We start from the raw sequence: 24,262 nt of genomic DNA on the forward strand, positions 1-24,262 counted from the left end.
GATGGCAAGCGATCCGAACCAGACAGAAGAACGGCATGGCTGGAAATGGCTTCTTGCGACACCTGCCCTGATCGTTCTGGTCCTTGCGGCGTCCGGCCCGCTGATGATCGTGGTGCTTTATTCCTTCCTCAGCCCCGGCAATATGGGTGGCGTGGCTTGGGAGTTTTCCACCGATGCGTGGTTCCGCGTCTTCATGCGCCGCGATATTTTCGACCCAGAGAATGTGACCGTCAATCAAGCACATCTGGCGGTCTTGTGGCGCTCGGTATGGCTGTCGGCGCAAACCACCGTGATCTGCGCTGTGCTTGGCTTTCCCACGGCATGGTTCATTGCAACGCGCCCGCCTGGCCAGCGCACGGTCTGGCTGTTTCTGATCACCATTCCCTTCTGGACAAACCTGCTGATCCGCACATTCGCCATTCAGGAGATGCTGCGCAACAATGGCACGATCAACACCGCCCTGATGTGGATGGGCGTGATCAACGAGCCGATCCCGATGATGTTCACCGACTTCGCGGTGCTGTTAGGGATGGCCTATGTGTTCATGCCGTTGATGGTGCTGCCGCTCTATGCCGCGATGGACAAGATGGATTTCCGTCTGGTCGAGGCTGGATATGACCTCTATGCCAGCCGCATTGCTGTGCTGCGCCACGTGATCCTGCCGCTAGTCAAGCCGGGCTTTATCGCAGGCTCTATCCTTGTCTTCATCCCTTCCATCGGTGCCTATGTCACGCCGCGCGTGCTGGGGGGCGGGCAGAAGATGATGCTGGGCAACCTGATCGCGCTGCAATTCGGACAGGGCCGCAACTGGCCCCTTGGTGCGGCGCTGGCGATGGTGCTGCTGATCATCACTGTCACGGCGCTTGTTCTCTATCTGCGCGCGGTCAACCGTCAGGAGGACAAGCGCGATGGCTAGGCAATTCTCGATCTCGCGCCTGCCGGGCTTTGGTGCGATTGCGCTGCTGACTTTTGTGCTGCTCTATCTGCCGATCATCATTCTGGTGGTCTTCTCTTTCAACGAGAACCAGAGCCAGTCGATCTGGGGTGGCTTCTCGCTGCGCTGGTACGAGGCCGCGTTCGACAATCAGCAGGTCCGCGACGTGTCGATCCGGTCGCTCTGGTTGGCGCTTGTCGCCTCCAGCCTTGCCACGATTCTGGCGACTCTGGCCGCGCTGGCGACAACGCGGGTGTCGCGGTTCAAGGGGCAGACCATCATCTATGCACTGATCAACCAGCCGCTGATGGTGCCCGAAGTCGTCACCGGTATCGCGCTGTTGATCGTGGTCGCCTTTATCAAGGTGCAAACAGGCTATACCGGCATGGGCTATCTGGTGCTGGCGCATACCGCCTTCTGCATTCCCTTTGCCTATCTACCGATCCGCGCACGGCTTGAAACGATGGACCGCACGCTGGAACAGGCGGCGGCCGACCTCTATGCCAGCCACGTTCAGGCGTTCCGCTACATCACCCTGCCCCTTCTTGTGCCCGGCATCGTGGCGGGTTTCATGCTGGGTTTCGTGGTGTCGCTGGATACGGTCGTTATAACCGAGTTTGTGAAATCGGCAGGGCAGGATACACTGCCAACCTATATGCTGGGGCAGTTGCGCCGCGCCGTAACCCCCGAGATGAACGCCATCGCCACTTTGTTTCTGGCGCTGTCGCTATGCATTGTGACCTTGTTTTTCCTTGTCACAAGCAAACGCGGGTAACCGCACAACACGGGAGAATATTACATGAAAAGAACAATCGCACTGGGGACCGCCGCGCTGCTGGCGTCAACCTCTTTGGCAAGCGCCGAAGGCGTGGTGAACCTTTACAACTGGGGCAACTATACCAGCCCCGAAATGCTAGAGAAATTTACAGCAGAAACCGGTATCACTGTGAATGTAACCGATTTCGACAGCAATGATACGGCCTTGGCCCGTGTCCGTCAGGGCGGCCACGGCTTTGACATCGTGGTGCCGACCCATTCCTATCTGGAGACATGGATCAACGAGGGACTGTTGATGCCGCTCGACAAATCCATCGTTGTCAACCACGGCAATATCGCACCGGAATGGACCGATGTGCCTTTCGATCCGGGTCGCGAATATTCGGTTCCGTGGCAGTGGGGGACCACGGGTATCACCGTCGATACGGCAGTCTATGACGGCAACATCAACACCGCCGATATCGTCTTTAACCCGCCGGAAGAGTTGAAAGGCAAGATCAACGTCGTGCCTGAAATGTCCGATGTGATGGCCATCGCGATTTACCATGCGGGGGGCGAGTCCTGCACCGAGGACATGGAGGTGATGCGGAAAGTCCGTGACACGCTGGTCGCGGCCAAGCCGCATTGGAAGGCGATGGATTACAGCACCGTCGAAAACTTCGCGTCGGGTGACTTTTCCGCAGGGATCGGCTGGAACGGCGCCACCATGCGCGCAAGGTTCCAGCGCGACACGGTTGCCTATGGCTATCCCGAAACCGGATTTCCGGTCTGGATGGACAATGCGGCTGTTCTTGCCGATGCACAGAACCCCGAGAATGCGATGAAATTCATCAATTTCATTCTTGAACCGGAAAACGCGGCCATGCTGTCGAACTTCGCACGCTATGCAAACGGCGTGGCGGAATCGGATGAATTCCTGTCCGAGGACATGCAAGGCGCGCCTGAACTGACCATCCCCGAAGACCTGGTCTCGGCGGGCAAATTCAGTGAAGCTTGCCCGCAAGCCGTGAACGATTTGCAGTCGCAGATCTGGACCGAACTGTTGCAGTAAATCCTGCCAGATCGTGAATACCATGAAGCGGCGCAGTCAGACTGAGCCGCTTTTTTCATGCCGCATGGGTGGCATCAGTCAAGGTGGCGGGTCGCAGCCAGAAGGGCCAGCAGTTCTTCTCGCATCGCAAGCAAGCTGGTCTCATGATCTTGCGGCATCGCACCGCTGGCCAATGCCCCGTCAAACGCCTTGAGGACATGATCCTCGCCACTGCGGATATTGTCCATAACATCCTCGTCGATCTCGTCGAAGAAGGCACGCAGGCTGACGACGGCCTGGTTCACCGTCCCCATGAACGAACCGTCCGCATCGACCTGTGCACCCATAGCGATCAGGATACGGGACAGTGCGGATGCATGGCTGTCATGCAGGTCACGGAACTTCTGCGCTATCGCACGAAACTCGGGCTCGGCCTTCTCGACCATCTTTTCATAGCCGCGCAAGGCATCGACGGTTCTTGTGTGCAATTCGGTGATAGCGTCGGCAATATGGGGCGACTTGCCTTCCGGCTCGCCTGTTGCGCTGTCCAGTATCATGCGTCCTGTTTCGGGCGGCAGCATAGCGGTTTCCTTTCAAGTGGGTGGATGTCTCAGTCATCAGAACAACCCCCTGAGCGGCCAATCGGTTCCCCTCTGCGCCCTTGTGAGGCAGGTTTGCACCCAGCCCGGCCCATAGCCGCAACGCCCCTTCTTTGGTGATTTTCCATGCATTTCCCGCGCATCCATAGCCTCAGACTAAGTGAGAGACAAAGTATGGCGCTTTGCCATAAATTTGCGTGCCTCCTAGACTTCGTGTACCCTGACCGCTGATGCTGGTTCCGCATGGCGCGCGGCCCAGACAGCGCAGGACCGAAAAACGGACGATGACGCGGCAGGGCTTCCGGTAACATCCGGCAGCGGGGTTTGCGATCTTTGTCCAAGGAAAGAGGTTCCGACTTGCAACATTCCTCCCCTTATCTCGCCACGGCTGGGCTTGCACGCGAACGACGCGATCTGGCCGTTGCCTACCGTCTGATCGCGCATTTCCAACTGGATGACAGCATTTTCACGCATATCTCGTCGCGCGCACCGCAAGACGAAGGCGAGCATGCGTTTCTGATCAACCCGTTCGGTCTGCGCTTTGACGAGGTGACAGCCTCGAACCTTGTGACAGTCGATCTGGATGGCAACATCCTGCAAGACAGCTTTGGCGCGGGGATCAACGACGCAGGCTTCACCATCCACAGTGCAGTCCATGCCGCGCGCCCCGAAGTGGGCTGCGTGATCCATACCCATACCGTGGCAGGGGTGGCGATCTCGTCGATGAAGGAAGGTATCCTGCCGCTGAACCAATGGGCCTTGCAGTTCCACAACCGCGTGGCGTTCCATGATTACGAAGGCATTGCACTTGATCTGGCCGAGCGGGAACGGCTGGTGGCCGATCTGGGCGATGCCAAGGTCATGATCCTGCGCAACCACGGCCTGCTGGTCTGTGGCGGCACCGTCGGCGAGGCTTTTGCCCTGATGTATAACCTCGAGCGGACATGCCGCGCCCAACTGGCGATCATGTCCAGCGGCGGCACCCCCAACACGGTATCGGCGGAACTGGCTGAACACACTGCCGCGCAATACGAGATGCTGACCCGCAATCGCGGCAATCCCGAATTTCACGACCCCGAGTGGGAGGCCTATGTCCGTCTCGCGCTCAAGATCTATCCGGATCTGGCAGCATAAGCCCGACCGGATGCCGGCGCCTTTCGGCGCCCCCTCCATCAACCAACACGGGAGTTTTCCGAATGAGAAGAACCTTGACCTTCACCACTGCGACAGCCATCGCGCTGGCCCTGAGCCTGCCGGCCTTTGCCGAGCCGCAAGCAGGCGGGCGACTGAACCTGATCATCCAGCCCGAACCGCCCAGCCTGATGATGGGTCTGGTGCAGAACGGACCAACCCAGATGGTGGCTGGAGATATCTACGAAAGCCTGCTGCGCTATGACGAGAACCTTGAGCCGCAGCCGTCACTGGCGAAATCGTGGGAAGTGTCTGAAGATGGTCTGACCTATACCTTCACCTTGCAGGACAATGTGAAATGGCACGATGGCGAAGATTTTGATTCCTCCGACGTCGTGTTCTCGGTCGATGTGTTCCTGCGCGAAACCCATCCGCGCCTGCGCGCCTCGCTGGTGCATGTAGAGAAGATCGAAGCGCCCGATCCCAGCACCGTAGTCTTCACTCTGAAGCAGCCCTTCGGTCCGTTCCTCGGGATTTTCGAGGCGGGCACGATGCCGATGATCCCGCAGCATATCTATGAAGGCACCGATTTCGCCAACAACCCGATGAACAACACCCCTATCGGGACCGGCCCCTTCAAATTCGAGGAATGGGAACGGGGCAGCTATATCCACCTGGTCAAGAACGAAGACTACTACATGGAAGGCAAGCCATATCTGGACGAGGTATATTATCAGGTCGTGCCGGATGGTGCCTCGCGTGCGGTAGCTTATGAAACCGGCCAAGTCGATGTTCTGCCTGGCGGTTCGGTCGAGAATTTCGACGTCCCACGCATCACCGCGATGGACAACACCTGTGTCACCGACAAGGGCTGGGAATTCTTCGGTCCGCATAGCTGGATGTGGATGAACAACCATGAAGGCCCGATGGCCGACAAGAACACCCGCAAGGCCGTGATGCATTCGCTGGATCGCCAGTTCGCGCTGGACGCGCTTTGGAACGGTCTGGGCAAACTGGCGACAGGGCCTGTGTCATCCTCGACCCGTTTCCACGATAGTGACACACCCTCGATCGACTATGACCCGGAACTAGCCAAGCAGTATCTGGCAGATTCCAGCTATGACGGCGAAACGATCCGCCTGCTCCCCCTGCCCTACGGCGAGACATGGCAGCGCTGGGCCGAGGCCACCCGTCAGAACCTGATCGAGACCGGTTTTGACGTTGAACTGGTTGCCACTGATGTGGCGGGCTGGAACCAGCGGGTGGGCGAATGGGATTTCGATCTCGCCTTCACATATCTCTACCAGTATGGCGATCCGGCGCTTGGCGTATCGCGGACCTATGTGGAGAGCAACATCGCCAAAGGCTCGCCCTGGAACAATGTCGCGGGCTATGTGAACCCCGAGGTTGACGCGCTGTGGCAACAGGCTGCGGTCAGTGCCAGCGCGGAAGAGCGTCAGGAACTGTATTCGCAGATCCAGGACACCATCGTCGATGATGTGCCCGTTGCGTGGTTGCTGGAGCTTGGTTTTCCCACCATCTACCGCTGCAATGTCAAGGATCTGGTGACGACCGGTATCGGCATCAATGACGGTCTGCGCGACGCCTGGATCGAGCGCTGATCCATCAAAAGGGCGCGGCCATACCGCCGCGCCCTGACCTTTTTGCGCACCACATCCCTGCACGCTGATATCTGGAGACCCGACACTTGATCCGTTTCATTCTGGCACGGTTGGTCAAGGCAGTAGTCATTCTACTGGCCATCCTGATCTTCAACTTCCTGCTGATCCACGCCGCCCCCGGTGATCCTGCCGCCGTCATGGCGGGCGAGGCCGGTGCGACCGATGAGAAATTCATCGCGGATCTCAGGGCCCGTTTCGGGTTGGACCAGCCCTTTGGCGTGCAGCTTTGGCTTTATGTCAAGTCGACCGTGCAACTGGACCTCGGGTTCTCCTATCGCCAGAACATGCCGGTGATCGACCTGATCTGGGATCGTCTGCCCGCAACCTTGCTGCTGACGCTGACCGCTTTTGTGATCGCTCTGGTGCTGGGCGTGACCGCCGGTGTTTTGGCAGCCTCCAAGCAGGGGACATGGTGGGACAGCATTATTTCGTCGATGGCGCTGCTGTTTTACGCGACACCGCTGTTCTGGGTGGCGCTGATGGCGTCGCTCTTGTTCTCGGTCGTGCTGGGCTGGTTGCCCGGCTATGGATACGAGACCATCGGCGCGAATTACACCGGCTTTGAACGGGCGCTGGATATCGGCAAGCACCTGATCCTGCCTGCCACGACGCTGGGGCTGTTCTTCATGGCGGTCTACATGCGGATGACACGCGCCTCGATGCTGGAAATGTCGCGTCTGGATTTCGTCAAGACTGCGCGGGCCAAGGGCCTGAAAAACCGCGTGATCCAGCGCCGCCATGTGCTGCGCAATGCTTTGCTGCCGGTGATCACGTTGGCCGGCCTTCAGGCGGGCCAGATCGTCGGCGGGGCGGTCCTGACCGAGACTGTCTTTGCATGGCCCGGCATTGGTCGCCTGCTGTTCGAGGCGATCAGCCAGCGCGATTATAGCGTGATGCTGGGAGTCTTCTTTGTCTCGGCGGCGATGGTGCTGTTGTTCAACCTGATCACCGACGTTCTTTATGTTCTGGTCGATCCCCGCATAAGGCTGACATGATGCTGGATGGTTTCAAACGTTTTGCACGCAACCGCGGCGCGGCGATCGGGCTTGTGATCCTGCTCTTCGTCATTCTGACCGCGATTTTAGGTCCACTGCTTTATCCGGACAGCCCTTGGAAAATGGTGCAGCGGCCCTTCTTGCCACCTTTCACAATGGACGGGTTGCCGCTGGGCACCGATGCCTTGGGGCGCGATGTGATGGCGGGGCTGGTGCATGGCGCGCGGATTTCGCTGCTGGTGGGTCTAGTCTCAACCGTTGTGGCCCTGCTGATCGGCGTGCCGATCGGGGCGCTGGCGGGCTATTTCGGCGGTTTTATAGATGACGCGCTGATGCGCTTTACCGAGTTTTTCCAGACGATCCCAAGCTTTGCGCTGGCGATCGTTCTTCTGGCGATCTTCCAGCCCAGCCTGTTCTACGTGATCCTTGCCATTGCCATCGTCAGTTGGCCCCCCGTCGCGCGTCTGGTGCGCGGAGAGGTTCTGAGCCTGCGGTCACGCGAATATGTCGAAGCGGCGATGCTGTCGGGACAAGGCACCTTGCAGATCATCACCCGCCAGATTCTGCCCAACGCCCTGCCCCCGATCATCGTGCTGGCATCCTTGATGGTGGCCACCGCGATCCTGCTGGAAAGCAGCCTGTCCTTTCTGGGACTGGGTGATCCCAATGTGATGTCATGGGGTTATATGATTGGCACTGCCCGCACGGTGATGCGGACAGCATGGTGGCTGTCCTTCATTCCGGGTGTCGCGATCCTGCTGACGGTGTTGGCGATGAACCTGATCGGGGAAGGTCTGAATGACGCGCTGAATCCGCGCCTGTCGAGGAAAAGCAGATGAGCCTTCTGGAAATCGAAAATCTGGCGATTGCCCTGCCCGCTGGTGCGGACCGTCAGCTTGCGGTCGAGAATATCAGCTTTGGCCTGAGCAAGGGTGAAATCCTGTGCATCGTCGGCGAAAGCGGATCGGGCAAGTCAATGTCGGCCAATGCCGTGATGGGGTTGCTGCCCGAAGGCGTGGAACCCGCGGGCGGGCATATCCGCTTTCACGGTCGCGAGATCCTGCATCTGACCGAGGACGAGCGGATAGATATTCGCGGCAAATCCATCAGCATGATCTTTCAGGAACCTCTCAGCGCGCTGAACCCCCTGATGCGTGTCGGCGCGCAAATCTGCGAGGTGTTCGAGGCGCATGGCCTGCTGACCCCTGCCGAGCGCATGGCGCGGGCCGTAGAACTGCTGGAGGAGGTCGGCCTGCCCGATCCGGACAAAACGATCCGCGCCTATCCGTTCCAGTTGTCAGGCGGGCAACGCCAACGCGTGATGATCGCGATGGCACTGGCGCTGGAACCGGAAATCCTGATCGCGGACGAGCCGACAACGGCACTGGATGTGACGACACAGGCGCAAATTCTTGCCCTGATCGAGGAATTGCGCCGCAAGCACGAGATGGCTGTGATCTTCATCACCCACGATTTCGGCGTGGTCGCCGATATCGCGGACCGCGTGATCGTCATGCAGACCGGACAGATCGTGGAACAGGGCAGCGCCGAGGATGTGCTGTTGCGCCCCTCGCATCCTTACACAAAATCCCTGATCGCCGCGATTCCGGGGATGAAGGACAAGCCGGATACAGGTCAGACGCACAGCCAGCAAAGCCCCGTGATCCTGTCGGTCAAGAACCTGAACAAGACGTTCAGCACCGGCGGCGGCTTGTTCAAACCCGCCCGCGTTGTGCATGCCGTCAACGACATGACCTTTGATCTGCATCTGGGCGAGACCATTGGCATCGTGGGTGAAAGCGGTTCGGGCAAATCAACCGCAGGGCGCTGCATCATCCGACTGATCGACCCCGACAGTGGCACCGTGCGCTTGTCCGATGTCGATCTGACAGCACTCAACGGTCATGCCCTGCGGATGGCGCGCAGCAAGGCGCAGATGATCTTTCAGGACCCCTATTCCTCTCTCAACCCGCGCGCACGGATCGGGCGTATCCTGACAGAAGGCCCCATCGCGCATGGCGTGCCGCGCGCGCAGGCCTTGGACCGTGCCCGCGAATTGCTGTCGCTTGTCGGGCTGGACCCTTCCGCCGTCGACCGCTTCCCGCACGAGTTTTCGGGCGGGCAGCGGCAAAGGATCGGGATCGCCCGCGCGCTGGCGCTGGACCCCGATGTGATCATCGCGGACGAGGCGGTGTCGGCGCTCGATGTCTCCATTCAGGCCCAGGTTCTGGACCTGCTGGCCGACCTGAAGGCGCGGCTGAACCTGTCGATGCTGTTCGTGACGCATGACCTGCGGGTTGCCGCGCAGATTTGCGACCGGATCATGGTGATGCGACGCGGTCAGGTGGTGGAAATGGGACCAAGCGCCCAGGTGCTGGGTCAGCCCGCGCATGACTATACCCGCAGCCTGCTGGATGCGATTCCCGGACGGCACCACGAAGCGGCGATGCGGCAGTCCGTTGCCTCCTACTGAACACCCGAACCCAGAAAGGCACCCGATCATGCCATCCCGTTCCCCTTCCGATGTGATCGAGGGCGTCTATCTCTGTGACCATCTAGACCTGCCGCGCCTTTTCGCGCCGACGCTTGACGCGCTGCCCGGCCTGCAAATCTATGCCCCTGATCAGGTGCCCGACCCCGCACGCATCCGCTTTGCGGTGGCATGGCGTCCCGGCCCGCAAGCGTTCACACCCTATAGCGACCTGTCGTTGGTGCAGTCGATCGCTTCGGGCGTTGACGGCATCCTTGCCAGCCACAGTCTGCCTCGGCAGGTGCAGGTGGCGCGCGTGCGCGATCCCGGACAGGCGCATGTGATGGCCGGCTTTGCGGTGTGGCACCTGATCTGGCATCACCGCAAGATGGGCAACTATGTCCGCAACGCGGCCAATGGCCTGTGGAAGCGCACCAGCTTTGGCGCATTGATTGCACCATCAGATCTGACGGTAGGCGTCCTCGGCTTTGGCCTGATGGGGCGCACCATTGCAGAGGCTGTTGAAAAACTTGGCTTCAACGTGGTGGCGGCCAGCAATACCCCGCGCAGCGGCACCGGCGAGATCAAGGTCGTATCGGGGCCGGACGCCTGCCAGACCGTGGGCCAGCAGGCCGATTTCCTAATTAATGTCCTGCCCCTGACAGGCGCCACCCAAAGCCTGATCAACGCAGATTTTCTAGCGTCCATGAAGCAGAGCGCGGTGCTGATCCACTTGGGACGGGGCGAGCATGTGATCGAAGCCGATCTGCTGGACTCCTTGGAAAAAGGGCATCTGGGCGGGGCCTCGCTGGATGTGTTTGCCACCGAGCCATTGGCACCAGATCACCCGTTCTGGACCCATCCCAAGGTTCTGGTCACCCCGCACGAGGCCAGCGTTCTGCCGGCCGCCGCGGTTGCCACATCGCTCAGCCGTTCACTGCATGAGGTGGTTGAAGGGCTTCCCCTGACCACAGGCGTTGATCGCAACAAAGGCTATTGAGGAAAGAAAACAGCAATGGACACGATATTCGACAAACGCCAACTTGGTCACGCGCCCGAGATCTATTTCCGCCGTGGCAAGGCGATGCCACATCAGGAACAACCGCTGCGCGCCATCCTGATCCGAGACATGCTTCTGGAAAACGGATTCAGGGTCGATGCCCCCCGCGATTTCGGGCTGGACCCGATCACTGCCGTGCACGATCCTGACTACGTCACCTTCTTCCGTGACGCCTATGACCGTTTTCGCGCCAATGCCGATGCCGATGCGCTGGCGATCCCGACAATGCATCCCGGTGTGCGACGCGGCAAATGCCCGACCGATATCCACGGCGCGATGGGCTGGTGGATGACCGACACCTCGACCCCGCTGACCCCGCAGACATGGGAGGCGATCTATTGGTCCGCCCAGACCGCGATCGAAGCGGCCGAGCGCGTGATCGAAGGCCAGCGCATGGTGTATGCCCTGTCCCGCCCGCCGGGCCATCATGCGATGCAGGCCGCATCCAACGGTTTTTGCTTCTTCAACAATGCCTGCGTGGCAGCCCACCACCTGACCCGCCGCTGGAAACGCGTGGCGCTGCTGGATATCGACGTGCATACCGGCAATGGCAGTCTGGATATCCTCTATGAACGGGGCGACATCTTTTTCTGTTCGATCCACCCCGATCCGGCCACCTATCCGACCTTCTTTCTGGGCCATGCCGACGAAACCGGCGCAGGCGACGGCGAGGGCACCTGCCTCAACCTGCTGCTGGAACAGGGCGATGGCGAGGACAAGGTCATGGCCCGTCTGGAACAGGCCATCAGCGCAATCAAGACCTTCGGGGCCGAAGCCCTTGTCGTGTCGCTGGGCTTTGACATGGCCGCCGATGATCCGCTGGCCGCGGTCAAAGTCTATCCTGAAGGTTTTGCGGAAATGGCCCGCCGGATCACGGCGTTGGGTCTGCCCACCGTGTTGGTGCAGGAAGGCGGCTATCTGGGGCCATCGCTGGCGCTGAATGCCCGATCCTTCCTCACCACCTGCCGCGGGATGCTGTGACAAAGCCACCCGCGCGCGAAAGTTCCGGTTTCAGGCTTGACCATCCCCGCCGAACAGCGGGAGTATACGGCATGGCCTCAGAAATTGATCTGCACCGCTTCCTGACCGAACCTGCTTCGCAATCCAGAAGCAAGCTGTCCAACTGGGGCATGCTGCGGACATTCCACCACATCGCGGATCAGGGCAGCCTAACAGGGGCTGCGCGGGCGCTGGCGATCAGCCAGCCCTCGGTCAGCGCCGCCCTGCAACGGCTGGAAGATGTGCTGGGGCATCAGTTGATCGAACGCGGCAAACGCCGCTTCGCTCTGACGACGCATGGCCAGATCCTGTTCACCGAAACCCAGCGCATGTTCCGGGCGGTGCAACGCGCCGAGGAACGGTTGCGCGTCGAAGGCAGCAGCCTGACGGGGCAGCTCAGGTTGCAGACCGTGACCGGCAATGGCAGCGATCTGTTCGACGAGGCGCTGCGCCTGATGCACCAGCGCCACCCTGCCATCGGTTTTGATATAGACGTCGCGTCGTCCCACCGGATCGTGCGCAATGTCGCGGACCAGATCGTGCCCTTCGGGGCCTGCCTGATGGTGCGGCCCGCACCTGGCCTGACCTGCAAGCTGATCCTGCGCTCGGAATACGGGATCTATTGCGGGCAGGAACATCCGCTTTACGGGCGCGAGGATATCACCCTGTCCGACTTGCGCGACGAGGGCTATATCGGCTTTGCCTGCAGCGCGGAAGGTGACGCGCCCGAACCGCTGGTGGCGCTGCGCAACACCTACGGTCTAGGTCACAACCTGCGCGGCACAAGCCCGAACTTCGCCGAAGTCGTGCGGATGCTGGTGGCAGGTTTGGGGATCAGCATCCTTCCGGTTATGACCGTCCAGACCCGTATCAGGGATGAACAACTATGGCGTTTCCCGCTGGACGAGGTCAAGCTGAGCGCGGATCTCTACTTTGTCAGCAATCCCAAGGCCGGCCATTCCCCTGTCGAGACCGCTTTTCTGGGAATCATGGACGAGGTGCTGGCTGCCGCACAGGATGCGATCATCGCGGTCTGATCTTGCGACAACTTGCGCCGCGCCTGCCTATGCCAGACATAGGAAAGACGGGCTTTTGGTCGCGCAGCCTTCCGGCCTATCCTGCGGCCAGACCGATCTCCGTTTGACTCCTGAAGGTGAATGATGAGCGACGACATGCTGGCCCGACGCGTCCGGTTGATGGGGCCGAATGTGCCTACCTTCTATGACACCCCACTGCATCTGGTGCGCGGCCAAGGCGTCTGGGTCTGGGACAGTCAGGGCAACCGTTATCTGGATTGCTACAACAACGTGCCCCATGTCGGCCATTGCCACCCCCGCGTGGTCGAAGCCATCACCGCACAAGCGGCCATGTTGAACACGCATACACGCTACCTGCATGACGGGGTGCTGGATTACATCGAACGATTGACCGCCAAGCTGGACCACGGCATCGCACAGGCGATCATGGTCTGCACTGGCTCCGAGGCCAATGATATCGCGTTGCGGATGGCGCAGGCAATGACGGGCAAGACCGGCATCATCGCGACAGACAACACGTATCACGGCAACACCTCTGCCGTCAGTGTGCTGTCCACCCGCCGCCCGCCGATTGGCGGCTATCCCGACCATGTCAGGCTGGTCCCCGCCCCTGACACGTTGCGTCCTGTCGGGGGTAGCCTTGACGGACAGGCGCAGGCCTTTGCCGATCATATCGCCCGCGCGATCCTTGAACTGGAACAGGCAGGTCATGGTTTTGCTGGCATGATGCTTTGCCCTGTCTTCGCCAATGAAGGCCTGCCAGCCGTGCAACCGGGGTTTCTGGACCCGACCGTCGCGGTCGTCAAAGCCGCAGGTGGCCTGCTGATCGCGGACGAGGTGCAGCCCGGTTTCGGCAGGGTCGGCTCGGATTTCTGGGGCCATGACTGGCTGCGATTTGCACCCGATATTGTCACGGTCGGCAAGCCGATGGCCAATGGTCATCCGGTCGCTGCCGTGCTGACGCGCCCCGATATCATGGCCGCCTTCCGCGAGGCCTTCGGCTATTTCAACACCTTTGGCGGCAATCCCGTGTCCGCCGCCGCCTGTCTGGTAACTCTTGATGTGATCGAGGACGAGGACCTGCAAGCCAATGCAGCCCGCGTCAGTGACCATCTGCAAGACCGCATGCGCGCCCTGCGCCATCCGCTGCTAGCCGAGACCCGTAACGCAGGCCTGTTCTTTGCCGCCGAATTCGTGACCGACGATGCCATGACCCCCGCCAGTGCCTTTACCGCCGCACTGGTCGAGGCGATGTTGCAGCGCGGTATCCTGCTTAACCGTGGGGGGCGCGCCGCCAATGCACTGAAGATACGCCCGCCGATGCCATTCTCTGTCGAGGATGCCGATCTGCTGATGGACAAACTTGAGGCTGCGTTGACCCAAACGCCGGTGCCCCGGGCATGAGCCTGACCGATAGCGAGGCGCAGGCGCTTGCCGTTCAAGCCGGCGCGCAATGGGGCGCGGGAACCGCATCTAGGCTGATCAAGAACCGCGAGAATGCGGTGTTCGAGATCACCCTGCCCCAAACCCGCGCCGCCCTGCGCCTGCACCGGCACGGCTATCAGACCGCCGCCGCGATCCGGTCGGAGCTTTGGTGGTGCGAGGCGCTGGCCAAGGCGGGCTTGCCCGTTCCGATCGCGATCCGCGCGCGCAATGGTGATCTGTTGGCGGATCTGGGCGCGGGACAACTGGCCTCGGTGATCGCCTGGGTTGAAGGCACCATCCTTGGTCAGGCGGACATCCCATTGGCCGGAACGCCAGAGCAGCAATGCGCCCGCTATGCTGCCCTTGGCACGCTGATCGCCCGTATCCATACCGCAACCGACGCGCTGGACCTGCCGCAAGACTTTGACCGCCCGTACTGGGATATTGACGGACTGGTCGGTCCCAATCCGCTTTGGGGGCGTTTCTGGGAGCATCCGGTGCTGTCAGAGCTCGAAGCCGCGACGCTTCGACAAGTGGCGCAGCACTGCTACGCTCAGTTGACGGAATACGCGGCAGGGGGCGTGGACGTTGGCCTGATCCATGCAGACCTGCTGCGCGAGAATGTCATTCTGCATCCTGACAGCAACACCATGACACTGATTGATTTCGACGACAGCGGGTTCGGCTTCCGGCTGTTCGATCTGGGAACGGCCCTGTCGCAGAACCTGTATGAGCCGTCACGCGACGCATTGGCCGGGGCGCTGATCCAAGGCTATGGCGCGCATCGACCGCTACCTGCACGCGATGTCGCCATGGTGCCGGTCTTTACCCTGCTGCGCTGTCTGGCCTCGTTGGGCTGGACGATGGGACGCCTGCCCGCAGACCACCCGCGCGCAAGGCATTATGCCGAGCGCGCAATCATCGCCGCAGGGTTGGCGCGTCTGACCTGATCCTTTCCGGTATCAGACAGGTTTGACCTCGATCTCCAGAAACTCGACCACGCTGCCCGTGCGGTTCTGCACATCATGCTCGACCCCGATCTGGCGGGCGTAGGGGATGCCGACACTGATCTGGTTGGCAGTGGTGCTACCATCGGGATGCAACAGCGTCAGTTCCCCCGCGATGGTTGGCACCACGACGTAATCCTTTTCATGCCTATGCCAGCCGGTCGCGCTATTCGGCGGGAAGGTCCAGCGCGTCACGATGCAAAACGCGTTGTCGATCTCAACTTTCGATGTTGCTGCATCCATGTTGCAAGCCTCCATAAGGTTTTCTGACGATCCGGTTAACCTCTGGCCACAGGCTCGGTCCCGCACCAATCGGCGATGAAAAGCGCCATCGCCTTGGTGATCTTCCGGAGCGAGGACAGGCTGACGCATTCGTCAAAACCGTGGATATTGCGCGCGACAGGGCCATAGCAGAGCGTCGGAATACGATTATAAAGCGCATAGACCCGGGCATCCAGATAGCCCGCAGTCATCATGGTCTCCAACGGCGCGCCGAATGCGACCTCATGCGCCGCGCCCAATACCTTTTCCGCCTCCGATCCGCGCTCCAGCACATAGCCTTCGGCGAAAAACCCGTTGGGGGTCAGTTGCGGGGGGTTCTGCGACAGGTAGCGGTCAGCGCGTGCAAAGCTGCGGATGTGATCTTCGATCTCGGCGAATTTCTGTTGCGCATTCTGCCCCGCATAGATCGAGACACGCACCTGAAAGCGGCACCATGCGGGCACTGACGATCCCCAGTCACCGCCTTCGATCTTGCCGATATTGAGGTTGATGGGATGCGCATCGCTCAGGAATTCGGGATGCCGGTCCTTTTCGCCGTTCCACTTTTCCTCAATCTCGCGCAGGGCACCGATCACGCGGTAGGCGGCGTCGATTGCGTTGGCCCCCTCGCCCATCTCACGCACATGCACGGGCGTGCCACGCACCTCGACCGAGAACCACAAGACGCCGACGCAGGCGCGCACCAGCTTGTTCTCCTCCGGTTCGGGGATCAGGGCAGCATCGGCGGTATAGCCGCGCAGAAATGTCTGCAACGCGCCGTTGCCGGTAGATTCCTCCTCGACCACCGATTGCAGATAGACGGTAGCTGCCGGTTGCAGCCCGATGCTTTTGAGCGCCTCAAGCGCAAAGACATTGGCCGCAGCCCCCGCTTTCATATCGCCGCTGCCGCGCCCATACATCCAGTCGCCAACAATATCACCGCCGTAAGGGGCTTTTTCCCACATATCCGCAGGCCCGACCGGCACAACATCGACATGGTGTTGCAGGATCAGCGAGCGCCCTGTTTCCCTGTGCGGATGATGGATACCCACGACAATCGGCGCCTCTGAATGCTCGGGCGAGAAGGCACCGGCCCCTTCATGCGCCATGATATCCGCAGGGCTCATCTCGAAGCGGTCCATCTTGTAGCCGCGCGCTGCCCAGTCCCGGAACAGAAAATCCTGAATCGCGAATTCTTCGCCCCGCTGGGACGGGTAAGACACCAGTTTGCGGGTATAGTCGAGCTGCGCCTCGAACCCCGCATCTACTGCCGCCTCGATCGCGGCGCGCATGTCGGCGCTGTCAGCCATCACGTTCTCCTGTTCCCGTTTACCCCACTGTGAAGGCTGGCAAAACGACAGTCAAACCGGTTCAGGTGATTCACGGCCCTGCAACGGAAAACCGGCAAAGTTCTTCCTTCGGCTACCCCGCAGCCGCTGTCCCGCTGACCGGCCGGTCGGCCCTGTCAAAGCAGCGACTTGCCTATCATCATGTGCACGCCCTTCTCGAGGTTCACGGTCTGGGTGATCCGAAGATCCGCCGCCAGCGAGCACAGCATGTAAGCCTCGGCGCGCGAGATGCCTGTGCGCTGCGAGACCAGAGTGATCATCCGGCGCAGGGCCATCTCGACACACACATCCAGATCGGGATGCATCCCCATCGTGATCAGATGCGTCTGGGTCTCGGTCTCGGGATAGGTCACATCCAGATCACGCCGGATTGTCAGGCGGAACCGGCCCTGCAATGCGGTCTCGATCGCTGTTACGCAAACCTCGCCATCGCCCTGTGCGCCATGCCCGTCGCCGCAGGAAAACAGCGCGCCCTCGACCAAAACCGGCAGATAGAGCGTGGTGCCGGCCACCAGTTCCTTGTTGTCCAGATTACCGCCATGCGTTCGCGGCTCGATGGTCGGGATACGTCCCCATGATGCGGGTGGCGCGACCGCCATGACACCGAAGAAAGGCGCAAGCGGCAGCTTCAACCCCCAAGGCAATGTCGCCTCGTTCCGCGCGTTGTCCAGCGCGATAGTCATTTGCTGCATCTGCGGAAAATCCAGCGGCAAAGTGCCCGACAGCGGCCTGATGAACGTATAGCCCCAATCCTGCCGCAAGCGGACATCCAGAATGTCGATCTGCAACACATCGCCGGGCATCGCGCCCGCAACGGCAACAGGCCCTGTCAGGATATGGCCCGGAGTGGCGGGGATACCTCCCGCGTGGATCTCCAGCAGTTCGGGCGGGATATGATAGCCCTTAAACGGTAGGACATTTGGCCCGCCCGAGACCGTGTTGATCGTGACCTCGTCACCGCTTGCTATCGTGGCCACGGGGGGCAGGTCCGCATCGAAAAAGCCCCAATGGCAGGTCTTTGGTCCGGCATCCACAATCATGCGTATATCCCTTCATGTTCTACAGAGGCGGCGAAAAGTGGCGACGCTATCGCGCCAGCATCATCACGCCCTGCTTTTGCCAAGGTGCATACCCGCATCCACCAGCAACATCTCGCCCGTCACATGCCGCGACGCATCGCTTAGAAAGAACAGCGCCGCATCAGCGATATCATCAGGACCGGAAGCCTGCGCCAGCGGCGTCAGGGTCTCGATCTGGCGGAGAGTTGTGTCAAAGGCGGCCTCATCCATCGTGTCCTTGAACCAGCGCGTGCCAATAAAGCCGGGGCAGATCGCGTTGACGCGGATGGCTGGCCCCAAAGCGCGCGCCAGCGACAGGGTCATGGTGTTCAGCGCCCCCTTTGACGCGGCATAAGCCACGGACGATCCCACGCCCTTGACGCCCGCAATGGATGACGTGTTCAGCACCGTGCTGGCCCGTCCGGTATTTTGGTAAGCCGCCACAAGCAGCGGCTTCAACGCCTGCAAAACCAGATAGGAACCGACTACATTGACCTCGTAGATCGCCATGAAGTCGTCCTTGGACAGCGCGTCCAGATCGGAATGGTCGCGCGCATGGCGGGTGATACCGGCGTTGTTCACAAGGATATCAAGCTGGCCCCAGCTTTGCGCCGCCTCGGCCAGTGCCTTGCAATCCGTAGGATCGGCGACATTGGCCTTGACCACTTGCACCTGTGCGCCCGCAGCACGACACAGATCGGCCGCCGCCTCTGCCTCACCGCTGGATCTGGTGTAGTTGATGATCACATCCGCGCCGCGCGCGGCCAGCTTCACGGCAATCGACCGTCCCAGCCCCGTCGCCGATCCGGTCACCAGCGCCTTGCGCCCCTCAAGATCCCTCATCCGTCACACCTTCCCTTTCCAATGGTCTTCCGGTTGGAAGACTAGCGACAGGGGCTGACAGGCGGCAAGGCGGATCGCCACCCACAGGCATCGGCGTTGCCGGTAAATCTAGTCCAACTCGGTCCAGGGCCAGGGTTTGACATTACTGGCCGCTGTCTGGAACCGCGCGGCCTTGGCAATCCAGATGCCCAGATCTGTGCCGAAATCGGCCAGACGCGCGTTCGGCTCGTTGTTATTCACCAGCATCACGATGAACTGGACAATCGTTGCCACACCCAGCACCGTCTGCGCGACCGAGATCATGAACGCGATCAGCAGCATGTAAAGCAGCCGCAACAACATGTTATCGGGCTTTTCAGGCTCGATCTGCTCACCGTTCAGTCGGCCTGCAACCTTGACTTCGTCTTCCCCCGTCATCGATTCTCTCCTCAATCCTGAAACACCGGACAGCACCGGACCCATCGGACAACAAGCTGTCACAGCCGGAAAATTTCTGCGCATCCACCACAGCGCAAGGCGATTTTAACATCTGTAACCTGCCTTGTGTTGATTGTTAGAGTACCCGCAGTCACAAACGGTTTGCACAGGAAAAGGGGGGTGGCGTGAAAGCAAGACGCATACTGGAAAGCGGCAGGACAGTTTCCGAAGTCGGATTGGGCTGCTGGAGCTTTGGCGGCGCCTATGGTCCAACGACCGAGTCCGAGGCCCATGACACCCTTGCCGCCGCGCGCGATCTTGGTGTGAATTTTCTGGATACGGCCAATGTCTATGGCATGGGCCAGTCCGAAAAGATCATCGGCAGCTACCTGAAGGGTCGCACCGACCTGTTCACCATCGCGACCAAGGGCGGCATCTGCCGCGATCCCGACACCGGCCAGCGCAGCTTCAACAACAGTGCCACCCATCTACGGGCCGAGTTGGAGGCGTCGCTGACGCGTCTGGGGATCGAGCACGTCGATCTTTACTACATCCACCGCCGCGACCAGAGCATTCCGGTCGAAGATGTGATGGGCACGCTTCTGGACCTCAAGGCCGAGGGCAAGATCGGGGGGATCGGCTTTTCCGAGATCGCGCCAGCCACCCTCAGACGCGCGGTATCCGTGGGTCCGGTCGATGCGGTGCAAAGCGAATATTCCTTGTGGACACGCCAGCCCGAACTGGGCCTGATCCAGACCTGCGCGGAACTGGGCGTCGCCTTTGTGCCGTTTTCCCCTGTCGGGCGCGGCATGTTCACGCGCACCGCACCGGACCCCGCGCAATTCGCCAAGGGCGATTTCAGAATTCCCAATCCGCGATTTCACGAACCGCATTTCAGCCATAACCTCACCAGCATCGCGGTCTTTCGGCAGTTGGCGCAGGACCTGTCCTGCACACCTGCAGCGCTGGCGATTGCATGGTGTCTTGCCAAAGGGCCGCATCTGATCCCGATTCCGGGAACGCGCAAGGCCAGCCATCTGGCTGATTGCGCAGCAGGCAGCAATTTTGCCATGACGAACGAAATCATGCAGGCGATCGAACAGGTGCTTCCTATCGGCTGGGCCCATGGTGACAGATATTCGACCGAGCAGCGGATCGGTGTTGAAGGCTATTGCTGAGCGGTCATTGAACGGCGCCGCAAGTGTTTGAAAAAGCGACGCGCCGGAAGGCGTATCGTCAAAAACCGCGCATCAGGTCACTTCTTCCTTGCGGCTTGGGGTCTGTGCCCTGACAATCGCAGGCATGACGCCATCAACACCGCTTGTTGTCTTCACCGATCTTGACGGAACCTTGCTGGATCACGCCACCTACGGGTGGAATGCGGCGCAGCCCGCGCTTGACCGTCTCGCCCGGCTTGGCGCGCCTGTCATTCTGGCCAGCAGCAAGACAGCGGCCGAGATCATCCCCATCCAGCATATGATGGGGCTGACAGGTTTGCCCGCCATCGTGGAAAACGGTGCCGGACTGGTCGGGCTTGGGGCTGGCCTGTTCGGAAACGACGACTACACCAACCTGCGCCGCCAGCTGGATGATCTGCCCGCCGATCTGCGCGCAGGCTTTCGCGGCTTTGCCGATATGGACCTGCCGGAGGTGGTCGCACTGACCGGTCTTGACATGCAAGCAGCGGCACGTGCGCGGACAAGGGCCTATTCGGAACCCGGTCTCTGGCAGGGCGACGCAGATAGCCGCGCTGCTTTTCTGTCGGCGCTCAAGGCGAAGGGCGTGACCGCACGCCAAGGCGGGCGGTTTCTGACACTGTCCTTCGGCAAGACCAAAGCCGACCGTATGGACGAGGTGATTGCACGCTACCGCCCCACCCGAACGCTCGCCCTGGGCGATGCGCCAAACGATATCGAAATGCTGGAACACGCCGATATCGGCGTAGTCGTCGCCAACCCGCACCATCCGCCGCTACCCGCCCTTGAAGGCGACGACAAAGGCCGCATCATCCGCACCGACAAGCCCGGACCGGAAGGCTGGAACCTTGCTGTTCTGGCCCTGCTGAACCGGTTTCATCCAGACACCCGCCCTGCCCCAAGCCAAGACAAAGGACCACGCCAACATGGTTGATTTTCATCAAAACGGTCACATCGCCACGCTGCACAACCTGCGGACCCGCCAGCTTGACGACATGACCTACGAGTTGGAAACCTTCGGCCAGACCCGCAAGATGTCGCTGATCCTACCCTGCCTCTATTCAGAGCTGGAAACCGAGGCGATGCCGCAGATACTGGCCGAACTGTCCCGCGTCACCTATCTGCACCGTATCATCATCGGACTGGATCAGGCGGATGAGGCGCAGTTTCGCCATGCGCGCACCTTTTTTGAAGGGCTTGGACAGAGCCATGTGGTGATCTGGAATGACAGCCCCCGCATGCACCAGATGGAAGCACGGCTGGACGCGATGGGCCTTGGACCGGCAGAGGCGGGCAAGGGCAAGAATGTCTGGACCGCGATGGGCTATCTGATCAGCTGTCAGGACAGCGCCGTCATGGCGATCCATGATTGCGATATCCTGACCTATACCAACGAAATGCTGGCGCGGCTGATCTATCCTGTCGCCAATCCGACCTTCCCCTTCCAACTGGCCAAGGGCTATTACGCGCGCATCGGTCAGGACAAGCTAAACGGGCGGGTGACGCGGCTTCTGGTCAGCCCCTTGCTGATCGCGCTGAAACGGGTGGTGGGGGATCGCGACTACCTCGACTATCTGCGTGCCTTCCGCTACCCGCTGTCAGGAGAATTCGCGATGCGAACCAACATCCTGCCCGATCTGCGTATTCCGTCCGACTGGGGGCTGGAAATCGGCGTGCTGTCCGAGGCATGGCGCAATCTGGCACCGTCCGCCGTGTGTCAGGTGGAAATCGCCGATGCCTATGACCACAAACACCAGACGCTGAGCGCCGAGGATGCGACAACCGGACTGAACCGCATGTCCACCGATATCTGTAAGGCGATCTTCCGAAAGCTGGCAGCGGATGGCACGGTCTTTACGACCAATGTGTTCCGCACCCTGAAAGCCACTTACTACCGCAGCGCGCTGGATCTGTTGGAGGCCTATCACTCGGATGCGCGAATGAACGGGCTGACGCTCGACCGCCATGCCGAGGAAGCCTCGATCGAGATGTTTGCCGAAAACATCATGCGCGCGGGGCAGACCTTTCTGGACAACCCGCACGAGACCCCGTTCATCCCGACATGGAACAGGGTCCATGCGGCAGACCCAGATTTCCTGCGCGATCTGCAGGCCGTTGTCGCAAGCGATGCGGCAGAGTTTCAGTAGACGGCGTTGCTGATCCAACGGCACTGATAGGGCGCAAGGGTGATGTCATCATCCGTGATCCCGTCGCCCGATAGAATATCCCGCCAGTCCTCGTCGTCGATCAGGTTCAGGCAGGTGGAGGGCAGGATCACAGGCGCGGCGCTGACATTGTGCAGCGCAAAGATGGATTGCTTGCGATCAAGGCTTTGCCGCCACAGGCCGAACACCCGGTCATCAGCGGTATGGATCGTGAACTGGGTGGCATTGGGATGAAAGGCAGGCTGGCGCCGCCGCAGTCGCAGGCGTGCGCGCAATCCCGCCATGACCTGTGTCTGATCGGTATCAGGCTGCGCCAACCGCTCGCGCAAGGCGGGATAATCCCAGCGATGCCTGTTGATCGCGCGGTTCATGCCGCGCTTTTCGACGCTGTCATGGTCATTGGGCGTGGCCAGCAGCGAATGGATATAAAAGGCCGGAATGCCCTCAAGCGACATGACGATGGTCTGCGAACACAGGAACCTTTCCAGATGATGTGCGTCAGGTCCGGCAAATGTCTGGCGCATCGCGTCGAAAAAAGTGGTGTTCAACTCGTAGGGTGCCTCGCCCCCGCCGGGCAGGCCACGCATCGACACCAGCCCGCCATTCTTCTTGACCGTCGCGATCACCGCCGCCTGATCCTCAGGCGACAGGACACCCTCGGCGGGGCGCATTCCGATCCCGTCATGGCTGGCGGTGAAATTCAGATAGGCACAGCCCAGCGGCGCGGGCGGCATCCGGCGCTGCCAGTCCACCAGATGGCGGGCCGAGCCCGACAGCATCGCATGGAGGATCAATGGCGGCAGCGGGAAATTGTAGATTACGTGCGCCTCGTCCCCGCGCCCGAAATAGCTTAGGTTTTCGGCCTTGGGCACATTGGTTTCAGTCACCAGAATGACAGGCTCGACCGCATAGTCGCACAGTAGCCGGATCAGTTTGACGATGGCATGGGTCTGCGGCAGATGGATCGAGGGCGAGCCCGCCTCTTTCCACAAGAAGGCCACTGCATCCAGCCGGATGATCCGCACACCGTTGTCCAGATGCAGACGGATAATCCGCAAGAACTCCAGCAGCACCTCGGGATTGCGGAAATCCAGATCAATCTGGTCATGGCTGAACGTACACCAGACATGGCGCGGCCCCGCAGTTGTTTCGACCTCGCGCAGCAGCGGGGTTGTGCGGGGGCGCACCACCATCGACAGATCATCGTCGGGCGAGGCTTCGAAAAAGAAACGGTCATAAGGCGACTGGCCCTGCCTGTAGGCGTTGAACCACGCGCCCTGACTGGAGACATGGTTCAGCACCAGATCGGACATCAGTTTGAAATCCGAGGCGATGCGGTTGATATCGGGCCAGTCGCCAAGTTGCGTGTTCACAGCGCGAAAGTCGGTCACCGCAAATCCGTCATCCGAGGTATAGGGAAAGAACGGCAGCACATGCACGCCGTTGACCATGTCGCGCAGATAGCGGTGGAGAAAATCGTTCAGCAGATCCAGCGGCTTGTGCGTCCCGTCCAACAGCGAATTGCCATAAGTAATCAGCAGGATATCCGCCTGCGACCACAACCTGTTATCGCGCGCCCTTGCCCGCTGGCGGCGATGCTGACCATCCGGCCAGAAGGCCTGCAGGCATTGCAGCGCCAGCACATGAGAATCCGCAGCCGGATAGATGCGCGCGATCAACGCGGCCAAGGCGCGATCGAATGAAACTTTCTCGGGTTTTCGGGGGCTTGTTGCGTTCATTGCTTCATTCAAGCAGAACGCGGTCCTTCTGACAAACCATGCCGCTCCGATTTCACGCTTGCGGCCTCCAGCCCGTCACATTTCAGGC

The 24,262-nt window shown here is 60.6% G+C and carries 23 protein-coding genes; 16 read left to right on the plus strand and 7 right to left on the minus strand.

Translation table 11 applies throughout. The features are described 5' to 3' along the window. Position 1 precedes the first annotated feature (1 nt). From K7H22_RS06460 to K7H22_RS06470, 3 genes are read left to right on the plus strand one after another with little or no spacing between them, the layout of a single operon-like run. Positions 2–916 (plus strand): ABC transporter permease, encoded by a 915-nt coding sequence (locus tag K7H22_RS06460; RefSeq protein ID WP_230799910.1) that lies wholly within the window; start codon positions 2–4, stop codon positions 914–916. Then, positions 909–1,709, plus strand: coding sequence for an ABC transporter permease (locus tag K7H22_RS06465; protein ID WP_230799911.1), 801 nt, complete (start codon positions 909–911; stop codon positions 1,707–1,709). Before K7H22_RS06460 ends, K7H22_RS06465 begins: the two co-directional genes overlap by 8 nt. A gap of 24 nt (positions 1,710–1,733) precedes the next feature. Then, the gene (locus K7H22_RS06470; RefSeq protein WP_230799912.1) at positions 1,734–2,762 is read left to right on the plus strand and encodes an extracellular solute-binding protein; all 1,029 of its coding nucleotides are present in this window, start codon (positions 1,734–1,736) and stop codon (positions 2,760–2,762) included. Positions 2,763–2,836: 74 nt separating this feature from the next. Here K7H22_RS06470 and K7H22_RS06475 read toward each other — a convergent pair whose 3' ends face one another. Further along, the gene (locus K7H22_RS06475) at positions 2,837–3,322 is read right to left on the minus strand and encodes a DUF2383 domain-containing protein (protein WP_230799913.1); all 486 of its coding nucleotides are present in this window, start codon (positions 3,320–3,322) and stop codon (positions 2,837–2,839) included. A gap of 375 nt (positions 3,323–3,697) precedes the next feature. Here K7H22_RS06475 and K7H22_RS06480 point away from each other — a divergent pair, with 375 nt between their 5' ends. The 10 genes from K7H22_RS06480 to K7H22_RS06525 all read left to right on the plus strand — a co-directional run bounded on the left by K7H22_RS06480 (position 3,698) and on the right by K7H22_RS06525 (position 15,089). Next, on the plus strand, positions 3,698–4,474 hold the full coding sequence (locus tag K7H22_RS06480; RefSeq protein WP_230799914.1) for a class II aldolase/adducin family protein: 777 nt from the start codon (positions 3,698–3,700) through the stop codon (positions 4,472–4,474). Between the two features lie 62 nt (positions 4,475–4,536). Continuing rightward, entirely contained in the window at positions 4,537–6,093 is a 1,557-nt protein-coding gene (locus K7H22_RS06485; RefSeq protein ID WP_230799915.1) for an ABC transporter substrate-binding protein, read from the plus strand. 86 nt (positions 6,094–6,179) lie between these two features. Then, the gene (locus K7H22_RS06490) at positions 6,180–7,148 is read left to right on the plus strand and encodes an ABC transporter permease (protein ID WP_230799916.1); all 969 of its coding nucleotides are present in this window, start codon (positions 6,180–6,182) and stop codon (positions 7,146–7,148) included. Further along, positions 7,148–7,987 (plus strand): ABC transporter permease, encoded by an 840-nt coding sequence (locus K7H22_RS06495; protein WP_230799917.1) that lies wholly within the window; start codon positions 7,148–7,150, stop codon positions 7,985–7,987. Before K7H22_RS06490 ends, K7H22_RS06495 begins: the two co-directional genes overlap by 1 nt. Next, positions 7,984–9,621, plus strand: a complete 1,638-nt coding sequence (locus tag K7H22_RS06500; protein WP_230799918.1) for an ABC transporter ATP-binding protein — start codon at positions 7,984–7,986, stop codon at positions 9,619–9,621. The genes K7H22_RS06495 and K7H22_RS06500 overlap by 4 nt, the downstream gene beginning before the upstream one ends. Positions 9,622–9,649: 28 nt before the next feature. Beyond that, positions 9,650–10,618: an NAD(P)-dependent oxidoreductase gene (locus K7H22_RS06505; protein ID WP_230799919.1), complete on the plus strand. Its 969-nt coding sequence runs from the start codon at positions 9,650–9,652 to the stop codon at positions 10,616–10,618. 15 nt (positions 10,619–10,633) lie between these two features. After that, positions 10,634–11,659, plus strand: coding sequence for a histone deacetylase family protein (locus K7H22_RS06510; protein ID WP_230799920.1), 1,026 nt, complete (start codon positions 10,634–10,636; stop codon positions 11,657–11,659). Positions 11,660–11,730: 71 nt separating this feature from the next. Beyond that, positions 11,731–12,714 carry a LysR family transcriptional regulator gene (locus K7H22_RS06515; RefSeq protein WP_230799921.1) on the plus strand — a complete coding sequence of 328 codons (984 nt, stop codon included), beginning with the start codon at positions 11,731–11,733 and terminating at the stop codon, positions 12,712–12,714. A 123-nt stretch (positions 12,715–12,837) separates the two neighbouring features. Next, complete coding sequence (locus K7H22_RS06520; protein ID WP_230799922.1) at positions 12,838–14,118, plus strand: aspartate aminotransferase family protein; 1,281 nt, start codon at positions 12,838–12,840, stop codon at positions 14,116–14,118. Continuing rightward, positions 14,115–15,089, plus strand: coding sequence for a phosphotransferase enzyme family protein (locus K7H22_RS06525; RefSeq protein ID WP_230799923.1), 975 nt, complete (start codon positions 14,115–14,117; stop codon positions 15,087–15,089). Before K7H22_RS06520 ends, K7H22_RS06525 begins: the two co-directional genes overlap by 4 nt. A gap of 12 nt (positions 15,090–15,101) precedes the next feature. Here the strand turns inward: K7H22_RS06525 and K7H22_RS06530 are convergent, their stop codons facing one another. The 5 genes from K7H22_RS06530 to K7H22_RS06550 all read right to left on the minus strand — a co-directional run bounded on the left by K7H22_RS06530 (position 15,102) and on the right by K7H22_RS06550 (position 19,074). Next, positions 15,102–15,389 carry a cupin gene (locus K7H22_RS06530; RefSeq protein ID WP_230799924.1) on the minus strand — a complete coding sequence of 96 codons (288 nt, stop codon included), beginning with the start codon at positions 15,387–15,389 and terminating at the stop codon, positions 15,102–15,104. Positions 15,390–15,424: 35 nt separating this feature from the next. Then, positions 15,425–16,717 (minus strand): ArgE/DapE family deacylase, encoded by a 1,293-nt coding sequence (locus tag K7H22_RS06535; RefSeq protein WP_230799925.1) that lies wholly within the window; start codon positions 16,715–16,717, stop codon positions 15,425–15,427. A 155-nt stretch (positions 16,718–16,872) separates the two neighbouring features. Then, positions 16,873–17,796, minus strand: a complete 924-nt coding sequence (locus tag K7H22_RS06540; RefSeq protein ID WP_230799926.1) for an acetamidase/formamidase family protein — start codon at positions 17,794–17,796, stop codon at positions 16,873–16,875. A gap of 63 nt (positions 17,797–17,859) precedes the next feature. After that, the gene (locus K7H22_RS06545) at positions 17,860–18,657 is read right to left on the minus strand and encodes an SDR family NAD(P)-dependent oxidoreductase (protein ID WP_230799927.1); all 798 of its coding nucleotides are present in this window, start codon (positions 18,655–18,657) and stop codon (positions 17,860–17,862) included. Between the two features lie 108 nt (positions 18,658–18,765). Further along, a complete protein-coding gene (locus tag K7H22_RS06550; protein ID WP_230799928.1) occupies positions 18,766–19,074 on the minus strand; it encodes a DUF4389 domain-containing protein in 309 nt (102 codons plus the stop codon). A 185-nt stretch (positions 19,075–19,259) separates the two neighbouring features. Here K7H22_RS06550 and K7H22_RS06555 point away from each other — a divergent pair, with 185 nt between their 5' ends. The 3 genes from K7H22_RS06555 to K7H22_RS06565 all read left to right on the plus strand — a co-directional run bounded on the left by K7H22_RS06555 (position 19,260) and on the right by K7H22_RS06565 (position 22,417). Next, on the plus strand, positions 19,260–20,252 hold the full coding sequence (locus K7H22_RS06555) for an aldo/keto reductase (RefSeq protein WP_230799929.1): 993 nt from the start codon (positions 19,260–19,262) through the stop codon (positions 20,250–20,252). A gap of 124 nt (positions 20,253–20,376) precedes the next feature. Beyond that, a complete protein-coding gene (locus K7H22_RS06560) occupies positions 20,377–21,204 on the plus strand; it encodes an HAD-IIB family hydrolase (protein ID WP_230799930.1) in 828 nt (275 codons plus the stop codon). Further along, entirely contained in the window at positions 21,197–22,417 is a 1,221-nt protein-coding gene (locus tag K7H22_RS06565; RefSeq protein WP_230799931.1) for a glycosyl transferase, read from the plus strand. The genes K7H22_RS06560 and K7H22_RS06565 overlap by 8 nt, the downstream gene beginning before the upstream one ends. Here K7H22_RS06565 and K7H22_RS06570 read toward each other — a convergent pair. After that, on the minus strand, positions 22,411–24,174 hold the full coding sequence (locus K7H22_RS06570) for a sugar phosphorylase (protein WP_230799932.1): 1,764 nt from the start codon (positions 24,172–24,174) through the stop codon (positions 22,411–22,413). The genes K7H22_RS06565 and K7H22_RS06570 overlap by 7 nt on opposite strands. Between the last annotated feature and the right edge of the window lie 88 nt (positions 24,175–24,262).

The sequence above is a fragment of the Seohaeicola saemankumensis genome, assembly GCF_021021435.1.
Classification (GTDB): domain Bacteria; phylum Pseudomonadota; class Alphaproteobacteria; order Rhodobacterales; family Rhodobacteraceae; genus Seohaeicola.